Source organism: Bacillus cereus group sp. MYBK14-1, from assembly GCF_051916885.1.
GTDB classification, from domain to species: Bacteria; Bacillota; Bacilli; order Bacillales; family Bacillaceae_G; genus Bacillus_A; species Bacillus_A cereus.
The window spans coordinates 896165-914126 of the sequence record NZ_JBQAHM010000001.1; the positions used below are offsets into that span (position 1 = coordinate 896165).

The following is a 17962-nucleotide window of genomic DNA, read 5'->3' on the forward strand; positions in this document are numbered from 1 at the left end:
GATGTAATTTCTTCACTCCAAATGTTCTTCATTTAATCTAGTAATTTCTATTGAATTATCTCTTTCTTTTAACTTATGAGCCAAACTTTCTACACCAAACACTTCTGTAAACGTATGACTGCCTACAATTAAATTAATCCCTTTAAATTTCGCATGTTGCACTGTATATAATGTTTTTTCACCTGTTATGTACGTGTCACACCCTTTTTCTAATGCACGTTCAATCAAATTTGTATTGTTTCCTGCACCGGTTAAAATCGCAATCCGTTTTACTGGTTTATCGTGATTTCTCCAGCTCTTCACTTTCTCTTCCATTCTTTCTTCAAGTTTTCCAACTAAGTTTGAAAAAGGAATCGCTTCTTTATATTCTCCTATTCCCGGTAGTTCTTCTTCCTCATACGTGGAATATTCCAGTATTGTATCTATCCCAATTCCGTTAAATAACGATGTACATGTGCCAAACTTTACAAAATCTAACGGCAAATGAACCCAAAAATGATTCATTTCATATTGCTTCAATTTCTCAATACAAGCCTCTTCCATACCAAATAAAAAACTCCACGGCGCATGATGTGTAACTATCATATCGACTCCATTTCTATACGCTTCTTCAATAGTTTCTAACGTTAAATTTGTTGTGTAACCGATTTTGTGAAATTCATCTTTACTTATATGAGTAAAACCATATTCATCATCGCCGTATTTATGAAGATGCTCTCCAAATAGTGATGTTATATGTTCGTTAAACTGCTTTATATTCATTTTATTTCTCCTTTCATTTACTTTTATATTTCAAAAATAAGGAAATACTAAATAAAAACGTTACATACATATAGGAGGACACCATGAAACCTGAATTTTTAAAAGCTGTACATGATGCCATTGGAAACGTCGAACATATTCATATAGAAGAAAGCGGTGCTGACAGCTTACTTATCCATCATGATGATGCACAGCAATTACAACAAGTCGCTAAAACGCTAGAAAATAACAATTTTCGCTCTGCTTTAAGAACAACTGGAGATGCTTCGTATATTGAAGTATTGAACAGATAGTGAAAGTCCGGATGTATGCCGGGCTTTCTTTTTTTATATTGAAACTTCAAACTCTTTCACATACACCGCTGTTCCAGCAATATCTATTTGTAACTTTTCGTTTTCTATCCCTTTCGTTACATAAACAGTTACACGGCCATCTTTATTTATTTCCTGTCCTTGCTCAACGATTAAACCCAATTCATGTTCAAAATCTTTCTCTAAATACTCCGCATAATACGCTCCCATTACACCTGAAGCTGTTCCTGTCACTGGATCTTCAATCGTCCCAGCATAAGCTGACGAGAAATGACGGCCATGCATTTGTGCTAGTTCATCATAAGTTTCTAGACAAATTGGGTGAATAGAAGCATTAGGTATTTCTTTTAATACCGATGGAAATGCAGCATTATTAGGTTTCATTCTCTCACACGCATCTAGATTTTTAATCGGCACAATTACAGTCCAGTTTCCTGTACTTCCATATACTATCGGTAAACTTACATCTAAATCATTTACTTCTAAACCAATACTATGAGCTAATTCTTCTTTTGAACCTGTAAATTCTTTAAACTGAGGTGCTGTCTGCCTCATTTTAATAAAGGTTTCTCCATTTTCATTTACACCTATTTGTATCGGTAAAATCCCTGCCTTCGTTTCAATCGTAAGGTTACTTTTCTCTTCTAATAAACCTTTTTCGCGCAAGGCATATATCGTCCCTACTGTCCCATGACCACATAAATCCATTTCAAAACCAGGTGTAAAATAGCGCATTCTTATATCTCCTACTTCTGAGGAAAGAACAAAAGTTGTTTCGTTATATCCAACTTTTTCAGCAATAATTTGCATTTCCTCTTCCGTTAATCCATCTGCTTCTAATACAATACCTGCTGGATTTCCCTTATTTGGTTTATTCGTAAATGCGTCATAATGAAATACGTTTATAGTCTTCATTTTCTTTTCCCCTTATTTGTCCATTTCTTTATTTTTATAATCAATAAGAAAATTGATCTAACCAACTTTCATAATCATCATTTTGGAACGGACGGATCATCAGTCTCTCTGTCTCTACCTGTAATAGCGGCAGCTTCATTTATATCTCTTCCCTCAATTGTTTTTCGAATATTCTTTATTATCTTACACAAAATACAAAATCTAGTAAATCATTATGTTTTTGATACATAAAAACCCAGTCATGCCTTATACATAACTGGGTTCTCCATCGTTTTATAATTTTCTATTTCACAAGAACTACATCTCGTAATTCCCTCTTCAACACTTTTCCTAAAGCGTTTTTCGGTAACTCGTCTATGAATACTACTTCTGGTATTTTATAACTTGCTAACTTCTCCTTACAATACTGAATAATACTTTCTTCTGTTAATGTTGTTTCGCCATCCTTCACAATGTAAGCTCTTGGAACCTCTCCCCAAAAGTCATCTGGAACTCCAACTACTGCAACTTCTAAAACACCTTGTATTTCATGAATAACATCTTCTACTTGATCTGGATATACGTTGTCACCACCGCGTATAATAACGTCTTTATATCTTCCCATAATATGCAGGAATCCATCATCATCTATCATGCCAGCATCGCCCATGTTAAACCAGTTATCTTTTACTACCTTCTTTGTCGCCTTTTCATTATTCCAATACCCTTTAAACATGTATGGACTTTTCACATGAATCTCTCCAACTTCATTTGTTGTTAGTTCATGTCCTGTTTCCGGATGAACAATTTTCACCTCTACATTTTTCAAGGTCTTTCCTACAGAAGACATCTTTTCTTTTCCCATCATTGGATGCCATGAGGTTACAACCCAACCTTCTGTACTACCATAACCTTGCACCATATATATTCCTTTTTCCATATATTTTTGAATGAGTGTTTCTGGCACTTTTGTACCACCGCTTTGTGCTACTTTAAAGGTTGAAATATTACGTTCTTTTTTATTTAATTCATCAAGCATGTAACTATAAACAGCAGGGAACGCAAGCATCGTAGTAATTTTCTCTTCTTCAATCTTATCCCAAATAATAGCAGGATTCGAATCAGCTAAGAAAATCATCGTAACGCCATGATAAATACAATTTAAAATAGAAAGCACGCCACTCATATGGAACAATGGATGCACAGATAAAAAGCGTTCACCTGCTGGGATTTCTCTTTGTCCCGCAATTTCAGCAAAATAGTGATGTAAGTTTTTATGTCCAATTACACATGCTTTCGCCTGTCCAGTCGTTCCTGAAGTAAATAAGTAAATGGCGTCGTCTTCTTCATGAACTTCTACGTTCGGTTCTGTCGTTGACTGTTTTTGCAGCTCTAATTCAAATGAACCAAAACCTTCTTTTGTCGTTTGAATTACATAAGGAATTTCTTTAACAGCATCAACATTTAATAACACTTCACTAAATTCTTCATCAATAACTAACACTTTTAATTTCGCTTCTTTTACAATTGTTTCTAATTCGTATACAGTAAGCTGATGATTTAGCGGAATAAATACCGCTCCAATTTTTAAACTTGCCATCATAACGCTTGGAAATGGGTGATTATTTTTGCATAGTATTCCTATACGATCTCCTCTTTGCACACCATTATGTAACAAATAATGTGCAAGCTGATTTACTCGTTCATTATATTGCTGAAACGAATATCTTTTCTTCCCTCCTACAAGCGCTTCCAAATTTGGTGACTGCATTGCTCTCTTTTGTAATAATTGTCGCATCGTTCTCAAGTAAAACTCCCCTTTATATATGTTAGGTTTTTTATTTTACCAGATTAACTATTAATTTACTAAAGATTACACTTAGTGAATATAAGAAAAATATAAAATAGCCATTTACTTCACAAGTAAATGGCTATTTTTCATTATATATTAGAATACTTCTTGTTCATTACATATTGCACATACTCAGGTGCACTTTTATCAATCTCTTCATCACTTAGTTTATATTCTGCACCATATAAATAAAAGGAAGGTATAAATTCCATACCTGTATATAGGCATGTAGCTTGGAATGGTTTCGTCAACTCATCCATTGTAATCCCACTATTTTCATAGTCTTTTTCTAATCCACCTATAGAAATAGCTACACCAAATTCTTTCCCCTTCACTTTATCTCCTTGTGATCCGTACGCAAATCCATATGTTAATACATCATCGAACCATTTTTTTAATAATGGTGGTGTGCTGTACCAGTAAAGCGGAAATTGAAATATATATCTGTCATGTTCTACTAATAACTTTTGCTCTTCTTCAATATTAAACTCCCAATTTGGTGCCACCTTATATAATTCATGCACCGTAATTTCATCTGAATGTTTCTCAAGTTCTTCTATCCATCTTTTATTAATTTTTGATTTTTCAATATGAGGGTGTGCTACAATTACAAGTGTTCTCATCATTTTCCAGCCCCTTTATAAATTAATCAATCCTTTACGTATTAGTATGAATGAGTTACATATAATTGAAAAGTACGTACTTTCAGGTACTATAGGAACCTTGAAGTACCTTTGGAGGTGTTATATGAATCAAAATGATAATTGCCCAATTGCAACAACACTCGATGTAATCGGTGGAAAATGGAAAGTTCATATTTTATGTATTTTGTCGGATGGAAAAATGCGAACAAATGAAATTAAACGAGAAATCCCAAACATTACACAAAAGGTTCTTACACAACAACTTCGGCAACTTGAAGCTGATGGGATTATCTATCGTACCGTATATCAAGAAGTACCACCAAAGGTTGAGTACACACTAAGTGAATACGGAAAATCTTTAATGCAAATAATGGATAATCTGTTTGAATGGGGAAAAGATCATCAAATTAAAAGATTACATGACTAAAAAAGCAATATATACTTTGTTTCATCCTCTACGTTCATATTTTTTGTTTTTATAAAGTTTATTTTCATTGTTTTTTAGCTAACTTGTTTTCTTAGATTGATGGACGTGACCCCACATCCATCAATCTAAAAAGATACAATTAGAAAAATGAGATTTCTATAAAGTTTCGCATATAAACACTACTTCCGCCTCATTAAGCGCTCGCTCTACTTTTTCTAATCTCAATTGTACGTAAGCTATAAAGAAGCACCCCTAAACCGAGAATTTTTTCATTATTAGACGCATTAGAACCTAAGGTAATAGTAGGTACATTTAAACCCATAAACCTTTCACTCCATTCTATAGGCATATAAAAAGATACTCCTTAAAAATAAAAAACGCTATTCTCTCTGTAAAATCATAGAAAAGAATAGCGTTTTTTATTTTGAAATAGAAGTCATTATTTAAACTAAACATGCTAATATTGATTTTGTGCGATTGTCAGTTACCTCATAATAAATTTCTAATCCTTTCCGAGTACCTGTAACCATTTTAGCAGCTTTTAGTTTAGATAAATGTTGACTAATTGTACTTTGAGGCATTTGTAAATCCCCATACATTGTTGTTACATTAGTAGGACCTTTTGCAAGCATTATTTTTACTAAAGATAGACGAACTGGATGCGCCAATACCTTTAACACCTCAGCGATTTCTTGAAACATTTCTTTTTTTTCTTTCATCTTATTTCTCCCCTTTTATATACATATTTATGTTATCCATATATATAATTCGAAGGTATATGCGTTTTTGTGTCCGTCATTTTAAAAAAATATAAAAAAACTTTTGTCCGAAACTAAAGGATTAGCTTAACATACTGTCTCACTATTCATAATGAATAGGAATCTCGTTATAGAAGCAGCAGTTTTTATGCTACAACTCTACATTCAACTAACTAAAACTAATGAAAAAAAGAGCAGATAGTCCGCTCTTTTATGATGCCTCCTTATGTTCCGTGGAATGTTTAACACTCCCCAGTCTCTTTAGTTTATTCCACCCTACCGCTACTCCTCGAAGCGATGAGAATATAGATTTAATGACAACATAAGTCATAAATTGACGATAAATAAAACGTTGTAAAATTAACCATGCCAATGGTTTTGGGTTCTCTTCCTCTAATTTAAATGCGAACAGAGAAGCGAGAAGATCCATTAAAAAGAATACAAAATAAAATCCTAAAACTTTTAGCGGATTACTACTAAATAGTCCTATAATCATTAATATATCTGCAAAAGGAGCAATGAATTGCAGAACATATTGGAATAACCACATGTTAGGCAGTGCAATAAACCCTAATGTTTTATGTTTAGAATTACACAACGCTTTTCGATGTTTCCAAAGACATTGAAGTGTACCATATGACCAACGATATCGCTGTTTAATGAGACTTTTCACATCCTCAGGTGATTCCGTAAAAGCATGCGCTTTTTCTTCATATACAATTCTATGCCCTTGACGTAAAAATGTAATAGTAAGATCCGTATCTTCTGCTAATGTATCTTCGCTTAAATATCCAGATTCAACTACATTCTTCTTGCGCCACGCCCCAATAGCTCCTGGAACGACTGTAATACAATTTAACTCATCAAAAGCTCTACGTTCTAAATTAAACCCTGTAATATACTCAACATGTTGCCAAGTAGTTAACAAATTCCGTCTATTCCCCACTTTGACATTACCTGAAACTGCAGCTACATTCTGATCTTCAAAGTGTCTAACCATTAAAGAAATAGCGTCTTGCGCAATAATAGTATCCGCATCTAAAGTGACAATGATTTCTCCTCGCGATTGTTGAAACCCTAGGTTCATTGCCGATGATTTCCCGCCATTTTCTTTCTGAATGAAACGAACTTTAGGGTGTTTATAAAATGTTTCTTTCATTACTTTTGACGTACCATCTGTCGATCCGTCATCCACAACAATAACTTCAAATTCTCTATAATTACTATTCAAAATTGAGTGAATCGTCTTGGCTATCACCTTTTCTTCATTATATGCCGCTATGACAACACTAACAAAAGGTTGATAAGACGAATTAATATAGCGAGATAACGTTTTTCTTTTCTGCTTCCATGCAAAATAAATTAAGAATAAAAATCGAAAAATCCCTAATCCAATAGCAATATAAAAAATAGTAGTTAATATATGTTTAAAGTATCCCGCTCCTGAAAAGACAGCTTTATTGTAAAGTAAATATTGCTTCCCCTCAGAAGAAACAGGAGGCATAATTTCATCTCGTTCTTTATTCATTAAATCTGAAATTGTTACAAAACTATATCCATGCTTTTTTAGGTCTTTAATAATGATTGGGAGCGCCTCTACTGTATGTGTACGATTCCCTCCCGCATCATGGAGAAGAATAATATTTCCCTCTCCCTTATAAATGGGATTAAGAGCACGCTTTACTAATTCATTTGTTGATGGTGTTGCCCAGTCTTCGGGATCAACTTTTTCCGCTACCATTGTATAGTTCATATTTTGTGCACGTAAAATAGGCAATATTTCATTTGATGAATCCGGGTTAGCATCCGCTTCATATGGCGGTCTAAATAAAACCGTAGAATGTCCAGTTACTTCCTGAATTAAACGTTGCGTCGTATTAAGTTCTACTTTCGTTCGTAGTAAAGACGTATCAGCTATGTTAGGATGCTTGAAAGTATGATTGCCAATTTCATGCCCTTCATCGTATATTCTTTTTACAATACTAGTATTTAGTTGTGCGTTTTCACCAAGTACAAAAAAAGCAGCTTTTATTTGATTCTCTTTTAATATATCTAAAATTTCTGGCGTATATTTCGGGTCTGGTCCATCATCAAATGTTAATACTACTTGTTTCCCATTTGGTTTTCCATATCGTTGCACTTCATATGCAGATGGTAAGGATTGATATACTTCATCTGTAAGGTAACCATCTTTGCCTACTTTAAAATCTCTCAATCCATTTTTTCTTTCATTCTCAATCTGTAAAATTTCACCTTGTCCAGAATAATTTACTTCATCTAAACTATTGATTTTATGTAATACATTAGGATTTTTTTGTGCCTCAATCGGATTTTTTAAAACTTTCCATATTGTAGGGTCTTCTGCTCCTAGTCTCCATAACGCAAATCCCTTTGCATTATTGTCCATTGCGATTTTCACTTGATTATAAAGAGTTACACCGTCTAAGAACCAAGCAGTATGTTCTTTCCCTTCTGTTTTATACCTAAAATAAGGGTTTCCACTCATTTTATCCCATTGAATTTTCATATTTGAATCATGAGCCATTGCCATAACTTCTGAGAAAGTTAAAGACTTCGCAGCTTCTTTACTATTTACTTGCCAATCATATCCATAGTTACCGAAAGCAACTATAAGCTTATTAGACGGAATATTCAGTTCTTTCAATGTATGTTGGAACCATTTATTTGAAGCAATTGGTCCTGGTTCCCCGGCTCCATAGTGCTCATCGTACATCATTACAATCATTCGATCTATTATTTTTGCTAACGCACTATAATCAAAAGCCTTATCATTAGCTGGAACATCTTGTGTAACGAGCAAATCATGTTGATGAAATTCCGTAGTAAGTTCTTTCATAAAATTTGTTAAGTTTTCTCTATCACTTTCAGGTACGGCCTCAAAGTCAATATTAATTCCTGAAAAATGATTCTTTTTAACTTGGCTTACTAAATCATTAATAAACTTTGTCTTTACATCATTTGAGGAATTCAGTAACTTATGAATTAGCCCACTATCAGGACCAGAAGCTTCCTCAGTATAGTTAGTAAGCAAAGGCATAATCTTCACTTGATTTTTTTCTGCCAACTTTACTATCTCAGGTTTGATCTCACTTCTAATCGTTAAATCTGCTTTTAAATGATACCACTCTGGTACTAACGTAGTTAAGGAATCGATATTTTCTTTTAAAGAAGCGGTACTATTTTCATCCCAGTTTACATAAAAACCATACACTTCTTTAGGTTGTTTACTATCCTTCGGCGGATTCACCAAATTTTCATTATCCTTCGTTCCGGTATTTGGGTTAAATTCTTCCTTCTTTAAATGCTGATCACTAAGTTTTTGATTAATTGGTACAAGTTTAGTATCTTGTTGTACAGCGGTATTCATATTTGGAATTTCTGGTGTTGAAAAAATACTTTGAAAGAAAAAATAAAATACAACACCTACACTAACTATTGAGATACATAGAAACGAAATAAAGGCTATGTTTCTCCTTCCTTTCGGATCATAAAAAACAGGTTTTTCTTTATCTTTCTCTTGTTGAATGTTTTTCTCCATTATATTTTTCACATACTCCTTCTTAATAGAACTATAAAATAATAAAGTGCAACTTTAATCAGCCCTCACCAATTGGGCATTTACAAGCAGCCCAACTCCCACCTAACTTCTTTGCTCCAGCCAAATTTTGAGATGGGAGTTTTACTGCCCACAATAGCGAGAGAAATCCTTTTAGCTTTGAAATGAATCTCTCACTTCCATATTCTATTGATTCTTCTTTTCATTCCCTTGCTGGTGGCCTCTATTTTCTTGTTGAGACCCCCTACCGTTGTTCCCTTGCTCGTTTCCGTCATTTTCTTTCTGGGATCCTCTTCCATTGTTCCCTTGCTGATTCCCATTATTTCCTTGTTGAGGATCTCTTCCATTGTTCCCTTGCTGATTCCCATTATTTTCTTGTTGAGACCCTCTTCCGTTGTTCCCTTGTCCGTTTCCGTTATTTCCCTGTTGAGATCCTCTTCCGTTGTTCCCTTGCCCATTTCCATTATTCCCTTGTTGTGATCCTCTTCCGTTGTTCCCTTGCCCATTTCCATTATTCCCTTGTTGTGATCCTCTTCCGTTGTTCCCTTGCCCATTTCCATTATTTCCTTGTTGTGATTCTCTTCCGTTGTTCCCTTGCTGATTCCCATTATTTCCTTGTTGAGATTCTCTACTGTTATTCTCCTGTTGATTCCCTCTATTTTCTTGCTGAGATCCTCTTCCATTGTTTTCTTTTATTTGCTTCGATGGCTGTCCCTCTGTTTTCTTTTGTTCTTTCTGCTCTTGCTTTTCATATTTTTTTTCTTTTACAGGAGACAAATCCAGTGATGCATCAGGAGATAACTCCGGTTGTGATTGCACCTCTTCTTCGTTTTCCACCGGATTAGACGGGGTGGCAGGGGGCGTAAGTGATTTGTTCTTCTCATTCTCTTGCTTTATATAGACACCTGTGCCAATTCCAGCTTTTCTAGCATTCTCTCGTACTTGCATTGTGCTACTTTGATATTCAACTGTAATATGTTTTAGCTCATATTCTTTCTTTAATTCTTTCATTGCCTTTTCCAAAAGTGGTTCTAGTGCCTTGTCCTTTGCAACAGCTGTTAGCATAACTTGCTTATCTTTCGTTAAATACTTATCCTCTTGACTTTGCTTTATAATAGTACGTATTACTTCTTGCAATTGTTTATTTTCCCAATGCTTCAATTCTTTTAAAATACGCCTTCCATCATCATTACAAGCCTGCAAATCTATAACACGAAAATCCTTTGTTACGCTCACCTCTAAACTTGGATTTATATCAACTGAGACGTAAGCAAATACTTTTTCTTCTGGTTGGTTGTAGAAAAACAGCACTGCAAATAGAAAACAAGCAACAAGTATTGATGCAGGTTTTAAAAAGGAAGGGATCGAAAAATACGATGCTTTTTGTTCTTGCTCATCAAATGAGATTTCCTCCCCGATCATGCAAGAATCCCCTTTTCTTTTACACGTAATAAACTCTCCATTTGGTGTTAAAACAACTACGCTATGCTTTTTTATATCCATCACAATTCCTTTATTCATCATGCTTTTCCCCTCTTATGTAATCCAGAATATATGTATAGTTGTTTGCAAAAATAATACACATTGCAATAATGTATTTTCTATGTCGTTCCAACGTTTTACGACTTACCCTAACACGCGGTTCAATATGTTTAAGCGGTAACTTTTTCTTTCGGAACAGCTCTTCCATCATTTCCTCTTCTTTTATAATAATTTTTACAATTTCTATTAAGTGCTCACGCGTATCACGATGCTTAGGAGATTCTTTAGCAAGCTCTGAGAATGTGATTTTAAACTCAGCTAGCACACTTTGAAAATGAAGAATTTCCTCCTTACGGTTACTATTTTCCATCTCTTTCATATACTCCGTAAGCGACACTTGCATTTCTAACATTTCCTCTTGCTCATCTTCTTTTAAAAAGACAAAGTTATGTTTAGACTCCTTACGTATATAGTCAATTACATCTCTTTTTATAAGAAGATCAGCAAACGCTAAAAAGGATTTTCCTTTTGTATAGGAATACTGTTCAATTGCTTCGTTAAATGCAAACAATCCAATGCTATATTCATCATCCTGTTCTGTAATATATCGGCGGCAGACAGATGAGATTGATTTTCTAATAAAAGGCTGATACTGTACGATAAACGCTTCTTTATCTTCTTCGTTGTTTTGTATGTTACATACGATATCTTCTATTTTCGGTTTTCTTAAGATCTTCATTACTAAACTCAACACTTGTAATCTCCCAGCCTCCTTCAAATAGCAAAATGGCCACTACACAAGTGACCATTTAACCAGATTTTCTTGGTACTTTTCTTCGGTCTTGTTTTCTTGCTGTTAGTTATATTTTTAGAGTCTAACGTTTTCTTAATGATTTTTCCTTTTCTCTCGGCACTACAGTTAGGTTTGTATTTTTATCTACTTTCTTATTTTCTACCGTTCGTTTTGCTTATTCTTTTTCTATTTTATCTGCAATCCTTGAATAACTCTCCTCTATACCATTGGTAATTTCATCCTTTTATTTTGGATGCCCACCTAATCTAGTAATTTTATTAATGCTTCTATATTCTTTCATAGTCATTTTTCTTCTATTTATTTTCTTCACTATACATATTCGGAGGAATACATAGTTTTATGGGGGTCAAAAAATATTTTTATAAAAAAATACATATTTATTTCAAAAATAAAAACCACCAATTTGAAAAAGGATAATCAAATTGGTGGTTTTCTTATAATATCTATTAAATTAAGTTGGATTCTCATTATATCTAAAAAAGTACTAGCTATCCTCTTCTGATTTTCTCCATTTTTATCTTTCTTGGTTATCATAATATGTCTTATCTGCGTATTTTCTATCATTTCCTTTTAGATAAGCTAAAATTACTTTTGGATTTTTAAGTAAAGTCCAGTCTCCATATGTATCAAATCTTCTGCATGAAGTTATCATTCCATTTTTAATAGTACCGAATTTCTTATTATTTTTCTTTCCCCACTCTTTTAAACGTTTAGCGAAATCTGCATCTTCTGCCATAAGCATGTTTTCATTAAATCCGTTGATTGCCATAAAGTCTTTTCTATAGCACCAAAAAATCCCTACAGATATAGCTCCGTACTTAAAAAGTAAGGGGATTATGATTAACATTGCGGAGAGAAATATTCCTAAAGATATTCTTTCAAACTTACCATTCACCCCACCACCAATGTATGTACCTGAAGCTAAATATTTATCTACATTAAACAACATAGACTCTGTCATTATGGTATCAGCGTCTATAGTAACGATTATTTCTCCACTAGCTATTTTAGCCCCTGCATTTCGAATTTTAGATAAGTTTTTATCGTTATTTTTCAATGTAACACAATTATAAGATTTTGCTATTTCCTCTGTTTTATCTGTACAACGATTTAAAACAACTATAACTTCCGTTTGCTCTTTATATGCCTCTGATGCCTTTGCAATTGAATCTAAACATTTTCTAATGTACTTTTCTTCATTATGCGCAGGAATTATAATAGAAAACTTCACATCTTTTTTCAAATTAACTCCTGAAGATTCGTTTGTCTCAGTCATAATATTCCCCCCTTATTTTATAAGGTAAATATCTACTATACATAAATTATATTAATATTTATTAGGTTATATTATAGAAACTGACGGTAAAGAGGCTCTTACTGTCGACGTTCAAAAGCAAGACGTACAGCAAGCCCCGTTAAAACACTTGCCATAAGCCAACGCTGTACTCGTAGCCACGTCGGGCGTGTGCCAAACCATTTTGCAATTTTACTTGCTGTACATACAATTACAAGGTTAACCATAAAGCTAACAGTGATTTGCGTAAGCCCCAAAACTGCACCTTGAAAAAGCAACGATCCCTTCTCTGGATCTTCAAATTGAGGTAGAAGTGATACATACAAAATAGCAATCTTTGGATTCAGAAGATTCGTCATGAGTCCCCTCAGAAATAATTTCCTTGGTGGCTCATTAGAAATCATACGAGGTTCCATAATAGATGTAGCACCCGGTTTAATCGAATTCCAGGCGAGCCAGAGCAAGTAAGCAGCACCTGCCCACTTTACTGCTTCATATACAGCGGGAACAGCAACGAATAGAACTGTAAGTCCAAACATAGTTGCGATTATATAGATTACAAATCCGAGCATGATGCCCAATAAAGAAATAAATCCCGCCATACGTCCTTGCGTAATGGAACGGGAAATGAGGTAAATCATATTAGGCCCAGGTGAACAAACCATGCTAAGCGAAACAATTGCAAAAGCTACCAATGTACTCAAGCTGACCATAAACCTTCCCCCTTTATTTTACATAAAATTTCCTATTGTACATTTTATCATGATTGAGGAGAGAAAAGATTAATATAAAACGATGCAGCTAAGTAATATTATCGGATCGAATGTATTGTAATCACATACTTCTCATTCTCTTAAGTAAGGATCTAAGAGTACCCTATCCATAGAGCTACTAAAACCACTACAAATAAAGCAAAACAACATGTGGTATTTCGAATCCATTTTTGTATATCACCAAAATACCTTTCTATAAATATAGCGTTGGTAGTAAGCATAAGAAATAAAACAAAGAAAGGCAGCGAGGTATAGGTCCATTTTTATCTTCATGGCTGGAATTATACCCCTTACCAAACTTCTAAATAAAATGTATAGCTAAGTAGTTACCTTTTTTTCAAAAAAATTCTGATTATTTCTTTTTCACTTCTTCTACAAATTCCCATGTCTCTCCGTTATCTTTTGATTGATAAAGTGCACTACTATCGCCATTGTAGTCTCCATCTGCCCCTTGTCCAACTAACATATTAAAAACCCCATCTTTCTCATATGGCATACTAGGTGAATCAAAAGGACTTATTGTGGACTGTGTATGATCTAATTTCACTTCATGCGGCGGATATTCTACCTTTTTAAAAGATACTCCCCCATCATCTGTGCGATATAACTCTCCTTCATTACCAGAAGGCCTAATTGCTCCTAAAAACCCAAGTTTATCATTTATAAAAGTGATTCCTGATACACTACCAATCCCCCCATTAAATGGGTCTGGATTGATAACCTCCCATGTTTTCCCTTCATCACTAGTCTTGCTTAATGAATAAAAGGCGCTCCCTAATGCTTTATCTGTCATATTTAGTTTATAACCAACTTCTTTCGATAGGAAAAACTGTTCTTTTTCATTCTTTAAATCTTGTTGTTTCTTCTCTTTAAGCATATCTTCTTTTGGAGGCGTCTTTGATTTACTCCAACTTGCGTCACTTATTAAATTATATCTAGCAGGGACTAGCTCTTGCTCTTTTCCAGGGACAAATATAGATACAGTATATCCAATGATATCAGAAGCTGCTTTTTTAAGACTCTGTCCCTTACCATCCTCAGTAATATTAATAATTCCCTCTGTATTGGATCCCCAATTTCTTTTTCCATAATAAATCAACCCATACTTACTTTCATTCCATTTTCTAACCGTTTGCTTAACTGGAATCGCCTTAACCGTTTCAATTAAAGGTTCTACTAATTTATCATCATTATAATCAGGCTTTGCGTATCCGTCTCGTATTATAGTAATATCTTCTGACTTCTTCTTATTATAAGAGATTAAATAAGTTTCTTCTTTCCCATCATCATTTTTCCCATAAACAAATGTATCAAACGCTGTGATTGTTCCATCTGAATGAAATGTAAGATCAAAATCAGTTGCCATATACAATTTCTTTGGCAAAGGATATTTTTTATTTATATCTTCAAAAATACCTTCTACTCCAGACTTATATATATTATTATGTTTAAGTTTAACTGACCTTTCATGTTTTAACTTTTCTATAAACCATGCCAATTTACCATTGTAATTTATTGCACTTTTATAAATCTGCATCCCATAAAATGATGTAATTGCAACAATAATGATAATAGAAATGGATCTCCATGCTATTGAATTTGTTAATTTTTTAGATTCATATTCTCTATTTTTTATCACCCGCATTGTAGTAAATGTAGTTATGGATATAAAAAGTACTATACATAATAACAAAATGTAAATATTATAATTCATTCTTCCGTACTTACAGTATAAGGCCAACTCATAACAAAAAATTCCGTATACAATTATTAGTATTGGATTTGTTACTAATGACAGAAGTATCCTTTTTGTATTTTCTCTAAATATAGAAACCACCCCTAATTACATGAATTACTGATATTAAGTATACTTTATTGTAAAGTAACAAAAAAGCTATTTAATCTTGCCGCAAAAAATACAATAGACATCTTTCTATTAAAGCCGTTTACAAATCTAGTTGTTTCATAGACAATGGATTTTTGAGTGAATACTAAAGTTGCTTCATTTATATGAATTACAAATCCAAGCATGATGCTTAATAAAAAAATAAATCCTGTCATACGCCCCTGTGTAATGGAACGAGAAATAAGATAAATCAAAATAGGCCCAGGTGAACAAACCATACTAAGTAAAACAAGCGCAAAAGCTAGCAAAGTACTCAGGCTCACCATAAACCTTCCTTCTTTATCTTACATAAAATTTCCTATTGTACATTTTATCATGATTGAGGAGAGAAAAGATTAATATAAACCGATGCAGCTAAGTAATAGTATCGGATCAAATGTAGTGTAATCACATATTTCTCATTCTCTTAAGTAAGGACTAAAAATAACCTATCCATAGAGCTACTAAAACCACTACAAATAAAGCAAAGCAACATGTAATATTTCGAATCCACTTTTGTATATCACCAAAATACCTTTCTATAAATATAGCGTTGATAGTAAGCATAAGAAATAAAACAATGTAAGTAAAAGATCCCAATTTATCGTTAAATTTTTCATTAGTAAATGTACTTACATGAAGGAATAGAAAAACAAACGTTACTATGAATAGCTCAAATAATCTTTTTTTATTCAATCTGCCACCACCTTACAGCAATTCCCTTTTATTCCATTTTATCAGAACATACTGTGTAGCAGTATATGAATATTATATTCATTTCAAAAAGGCCAACAATACAAGATCGTTAGCCTCTACTTTCTATATTCGCACCTTTTATCACTTTACTTCCTAACAACCGGAATCCACATTTCACCAAATACTAAGCCATTTCTCTGTCCCATCTCAACCGTTGTATTCGGTCCACCAACGTAGGCAAAATCCTTTGCTTCTGGTAAAGCTTGACCGAAGGCGATGCCAGTAAGCTTATTACTTAGCTCTTTAGCCGTTTTGTCTTCCCCTTTCACTACTAAGTATTCTCCCCTCGGAAACTGAATCACTCTAGATTCTTCTTCTATTTGTGCTTCTGTCATGACACCCGCATAATACATCATTTTGTTATTCACCGCTTCGCTCACGGAAAAAATGTATTCATTTGTAGCTAAAGCTTTTAAAGTGTCCAGCCTTCCATCTTCTTTAACAGCCGACCAAAAGTCTTCCTTTTCTTTATTTATTCCAGCAAAGTCTGTGTATTCACTCTTAATTTCAGTTCCAATACCTAACACAATAAAGCTATCTTTTTCTTCTATAGAATAATTTTTCATATTCAAAACCTGCCTCTTTTTTTATTAATCAAACGATTTATCTTTTCATCTGATACGTTTATAATACCTTTAAACCATGTCAAAAAATGATACTGTTTAGGAGACTAAAATGAAAAAAGTTGAACGGATTAATACAATTATGCGGTATATCAACAACCGCTCTCACTTTACAATTTCTGAAATTATACAAGAATTTAACATATCACGGTCGACAGCTATTAGAGACATTAGAGAAATTGAAGCTATGGGAATGCCACTTGTCGCTGAAGTTGGGAGGACCGGGGGATATTTTGTTATGCACAACTCTATCCTGCCCGTTGTTCGCTTTACTGATAATGAAGTGAAAGCTCTTTTTATTGCCTTTATGGCTACAAGGAATCAACAACTTCCCTACCTAAAGAGTCGTCAATCTTTAGCCGAAAAACTACTAGGACTCATCTCAGAAACCCAGCAAGATGATCTCGTTCTTTTAAATCAACTCTTGCTTTTCCAAGGGACTAACCCTCATAATCCCGATCTACTTGAGCTTTCTGATCTCCCCCATCCTATGTTAGAAAAACTCATTCAAATCCTTCTTTTGGATAACCATTTATTGATTACTATGAAAGAAGATGAAGAAATCAAGTCTTATCCAATTTATCTATTGCACCTTTATCAAGAAAAAAGCCATTGGATCATTGAAGGGTTTGACTTAAAAAAAGAAAAGAAGATGATGTTTCCTGTCGATGATCTCATTAATATCGAACCATACACGACGAACAAAAGGCTAAATAAGAAAAAGATTTTAGAAAAACTAAGTAAGAAGGACGAAGCAATTAACCTTGTATTTGAACTTGGTCCGACAGCAATTGCCCAGTTCAAAAAATACCATCCTTTAAAAATTTCAATATCTTATACTAATCCTTACCAATCCACAGCCATTTTACAAACTTTTATCAATGTTAACAATCCCGATGAAATGACGGAAATAATAAATTGGCTGCTTTTTCTAGGGAAGGATATTAAAATCAAAGAAATTCCCGATGAAGTATTAGCAGATTTACAAAAACGAGTGTGCTTATACATTCCATAAGCAGTGAGCCTCAAATATTAAGCTTTATGGACAATTATTCTATTTTTAAATACCATTTCATTTACTACAATGAGAGCATGATAAATAATAAAAGC

General features: G+C 33.7%; 17 protein-coding genes and 3 pseudogenes. 3 read left to right on the forward strand and 17 right to left on the reverse strand.

The window, feature by feature from the left end; genetic code table 11:
• Positions 1–12 precede the first annotated feature (12 nt).
• The gene (locus ACTFR3_RS04580; protein ID WP_001022442.1) at positions 13–762 is read right to left on the reverse strand and encodes a Nif3-like dinuclear metal center hexameric protein; all 750 of its coding nucleotides are present in this window, start codon (positions 760–762) and stop codon (positions 13–15) included.
• A gap of 83 nt (positions 763–845) precedes the next feature.
• Here ACTFR3_RS04580 and ACTFR3_RS04585 point away from each other — a divergent pair, with 83 nt between their 5' ends.
• On the forward strand, positions 846–1055 hold the full coding sequence (locus ACTFR3_RS04585; protein WP_000801653.1) for a hypothetical protein: 210 nt from the start codon (positions 846–848) through the stop codon (positions 1053–1055).
• Positions 1056–1088: 33 nt separating this feature from the next.
• Here the strand turns inward: ACTFR3_RS04585 and ACTFR3_RS04590 are convergent, their stop codons facing one another.
• From ACTFR3_RS04590 to ACTFR3_RS04605, 4 genes and pseudogenes are all read right to left on the reverse strand, one after another.
• Positions 1089–1988 carry a PhzF family phenazine biosynthesis isomerase gene (locus ACTFR3_RS04590; protein WP_071741105.1) on the reverse strand — a complete coding sequence of 300 codons (900 nt, stop codon included), beginning with the start codon at positions 1986–1988 and terminating at the stop codon, positions 1089–1091.
• Between the two features lie 46 nt (positions 1989–2034).
• Positions 2035–2127 (reverse strand): annotated as a pseudogene (locus tag ACTFR3_RS04595) (GNAT family N-acetyltransferase); the annotation flags it as partial.
• Between the two features lie 144 nt (positions 2128–2271).
• Positions 2272–3765 carry a class I adenylate-forming enzyme family protein gene (locus ACTFR3_RS04600; protein WP_440044249.1) on the reverse strand — a complete coding sequence of 498 codons (1494 nt, stop codon included), beginning with the start codon at positions 3763–3765 and terminating at the stop codon, positions 2272–2274.
• Positions 3766–3908: 143 nt separating this feature from the next.
• Positions 3909–4442: an NAD(P)H-dependent oxidoreductase gene (locus ACTFR3_RS04605; RefSeq protein ID WP_025921899.1), complete on the reverse strand. Its 534-nt coding sequence runs from the start codon at positions 4440–4442 to the stop codon at positions 3909–3911.
• A 124-nt stretch (positions 4443–4566) separates the two neighbouring features.
• On the opposite strand from ACTFR3_RS04605, the gene ACTFR3_RS04610 reads away from it, so the two are divergent.
• Complete coding sequence (locus ACTFR3_RS04610) at positions 4567–4890, forward strand: winged helix-turn-helix transcriptional regulator (protein WP_001072981.1); 324 nt, start codon at positions 4567–4569, stop codon at positions 4888–4890.
• Positions 4891–5083: 193 nt separating this feature from the next.
• Here ACTFR3_RS04610 and ACTFR3_RS04615 read toward each other — a convergent pair whose 3' ends face one another.
• The 12 genes and pseudogenes from ACTFR3_RS04615 to ACTFR3_RS04670 all read right to left on the reverse strand — a co-directional run bounded on the left by ACTFR3_RS04615 (position 5084) and on the right by ACTFR3_RS04670 (position 16795).
• Entirely contained in the window at positions 5084–5239 is a 156-nt protein-coding gene (locus ACTFR3_RS04615; protein ID WP_001121201.1) for a hypothetical protein, read from the reverse strand.
• Between the two features lie 94 nt (positions 5240–5333).
• On the reverse strand, positions 5334–5609 hold the full coding sequence (locus tag ACTFR3_RS04620) for an ArsR/SmtB family transcription factor (RefSeq protein ID WP_000660066.1): 276 nt from the start codon (positions 5607–5609) through the stop codon (positions 5334–5336).
• Between the two features lie 250 nt (positions 5610–5859).
• The gene (locus ACTFR3_RS04625) at positions 5860–9207 is read right to left on the reverse strand and encodes a glycosyltransferase (protein WP_075678100.1); all 3348 of its coding nucleotides are present in this window, start codon (positions 9205–9207) and stop codon (positions 5860–5862) included.
• Positions 9208–9411: 204 nt separating this feature from the next.
• Positions 9412–10749, reverse strand: a complete 1338-nt coding sequence (locus ACTFR3_RS04630; protein ID WP_322369062.1) for an anti-sigma factor domain-containing protein — start codon at positions 10747–10749, stop codon at positions 9412–9414.
• Complete coding sequence (gene sigI, locus ACTFR3_RS04635) at positions 10739–11461, reverse strand: RNA polymerase sigma factor SigI (RefSeq protein WP_002082432.1); 723 nt, start codon at positions 11459–11461, stop codon at positions 10739–10741. The genes ACTFR3_RS04630 and sigI overlap by 11 nt, the downstream gene beginning before the upstream one ends.
• A gap of 574 nt (positions 11462–12035) precedes the next feature.
• Positions 12036–12797: a glycosyltransferase gene (locus ACTFR3_RS04640; RefSeq protein ID WP_000141007.1), complete on the reverse strand. Its 762-nt coding sequence runs from the start codon at positions 12795–12797 to the stop codon at positions 12036–12038.
• A gap of 98 nt (positions 12798–12895) precedes the next feature.
• Positions 12896–13528: a LysE family translocator gene (locus ACTFR3_RS04645; RefSeq protein ID WP_000254114.1), complete on the reverse strand. Its 633-nt coding sequence runs from the start codon at positions 13526–13528 to the stop codon at positions 12896–12898.
• Between the two features lie 152 nt (positions 13529–13680).
• Positions 13681–13836, reverse strand: a pseudogene (locus ACTFR3_RS04650) (DUF3963 domain-containing protein); the annotation flags it as partial.
• Between the two features lie 104 nt (positions 13837–13940).
• The gene (locus ACTFR3_RS04655) at positions 13941–15425 is read right to left on the reverse strand and encodes a WD40/YVTN/BNR-like repeat-containing protein (RefSeq protein WP_074048016.1); all 1485 of its coding nucleotides are present in this window, start codon (positions 15423–15425) and stop codon (positions 13941–13943) included.
• Positions 15426–15594: 169 nt separating this feature from the next.
• Positions 15595–15760, reverse strand: a pseudogene (locus ACTFR3_RS04660) (LysE family translocator); the annotation flags it as partial.
• Between the two features lie 151 nt (positions 15761–15911).
• Positions 15912–16169 (reverse strand): DUF3963 domain-containing protein, encoded by a 258-nt coding sequence (locus ACTFR3_RS04665; RefSeq protein ID WP_001036214.1) that lies wholly within the window; start codon positions 16167–16169, stop codon positions 15912–15914.
• A gap of 146 nt (positions 16170–16315) precedes the next feature.
• Positions 16316–16795, reverse strand: coding sequence for a GyrI-like domain-containing protein (locus tag ACTFR3_RS04670; protein ID WP_002041563.1), 480 nt, complete (start codon positions 16793–16795; stop codon positions 16316–16318).
• Positions 16796–16904: 109 nt separating this feature from the next.
• Here ACTFR3_RS04670 and ACTFR3_RS04675 point away from each other — a divergent pair, with 109 nt between their 5' ends.
• Positions 16905–17867 (forward strand): helix-turn-helix transcriptional regulator, encoded by a 963-nt coding sequence (locus tag ACTFR3_RS04675; RefSeq protein WP_063225552.1) that lies wholly within the window; start codon positions 16905–16907, stop codon positions 17865–17867.
• Positions 17868–17962 lie beyond the last annotated feature (95 nt).